Annotated in this window: 1 protein-coding gene and 1 pseudogene; both read left to right on the top strand. The window is 30.8% G+C overall.

Annotated elements, in window-relative coordinates:
* On the top strand, positions 1-383 hold a 383-nt coding region (locus tag F6K13_RS32815; protein WP_287289877.1), incomplete at its 5' end, for a Swt1 family HEPN domain-containing protein.
* Positions 384-1,097: 714 nt separating this feature from the next.
* Positions 1,098-1,340 (top strand): annotated as a pseudogene (locus F6K13_RS35655) (NYN domain-containing protein); the annotation flags it as partial.
* Between the last annotated feature and the right edge of the window lie 146 nt (positions 1,341-1,486).

The raw sequence follows: 1,486 nt of genomic DNA, 5'->3' as shown, positions 1-1,486 counted from the left end.
AAGCTTTATATCCATATATTGAAGAAAGAATGCGAGAATACTACTCGGATAATTGGTTGAAAGAAGCAAAAAATATCTTAAAAAATCAGCAAGGATTAAACAAACGCAACTTAGATGAAGCTTTGCGTAAAGATGTATCTCTGCACCTAAAGCTAATCTATAAACTGTGGGATAATATCTTTCAATATGATTTAAGTCAAGAAACAGAAAAGAGTAAATCAAAAGTAAAAAAACTTCTAGATATTCGTAATAATTTTGCCCATTTTTTGCCATTTCCCAAGAAAAAAGCAGATATAGCACTTGACAGTATTATTCAACTACTTAAAACCATCAATGCAGCAGAAGTAGAAAATGTAGACCAAATAAAAAATAGGAAGTATTAAAACTCCTGTTCTAAGCAGATAAGAGCGTTTCAACAATGAATAATGAATAATGAATAATCAATAATGAATAATTACCTATCCTTGAAAGAAGAGGATTGACAAACAGATGAAAATTTTTCTTTCTTATCCCCTTAAAAGGGGAGGCGCATACCCACAATTTTTCGGTAAAAAAATACTATTAGACATCTCCATAAATTTAAAAAAATCAATTATTATCCATAAATTGTCAATTATTTATCTCTGTTTCCAGCTCCGGTGTTCCCTCTTTTCTGGAGATTTCTATTTGTTGATATTCACTTACTATCATGCTATTTTTTTAAATGTAAGTGTAAGTTGTAGCCTTATCTACCGTAATTTAATTATTTCGGTACAACATAATAAGATTTCAGCTTACACCTAAAATTGGTTTAGTTCGATTATTAGTCTAATTACATTGGGATTATCAAAATGTTTGTATTAATTTCAATTCTTATCTTGTGCGATATTTTCAAACTTTTGCCAATTTACCGAATAATTAAGATTTAAAGCCTCTCTTTTAAAGGAGAAAAAAGCGGTCGTTAGCGCAGCTTCCCGTAGGGTGGGATGGCGAGGAGACCTCGCCATATCCAATCGACCAAGAGAAGAAAAAAAATTCCTTAAGAGTAAATCCTCTTCTTTTCAAGAAGAGGGAATTATTAATTATTAATTATTAATTGTTGAAATGGTAGCTTATCTAGCCAAAGAGTATATAGTTATTGGCGAGAGGAAAATCAAAGTAATGAACAACATTTATACGAACTAGGTTTTGACTGTATTGACATTCCTACAACAGAAAAACAGAGTGTCGATCGAAAATTAATAGCTGACTGTGAAAGAGAACTTAATTCTATTCCATCTACTGACATCTTAATTTTAATTACTGGAGATGGAGACTATAAAAATATTGTTCGTCAATGCTGCAGAAAACGCACTATCTAAGTTGAGACAAAGAAGATTAATATAGATAGAGTAGTTTTCAAGTCTTGGAGGTACAAATTTTTATGCTTTTAGAGAATAGGGAACACCAGATATGGAAATAGGGAATAAAATTTATAGATTAATTTTTAACTGTCGCTAATTATCCT

This window comes from Okeania sp. SIO2B9 (genome assembly GCF_010672505.1).
Lineage (GTDB): Bacteria > Cyanobacteriota > Cyanobacteriia > Cyanobacteriales > Microcoleaceae > Okeania > Okeania hirsuta.
The sequence above is the reverse complement of the archived record's forward strand: the minus strand, read 5'-3'. Positions and strand labels throughout refer to the sequence as shown.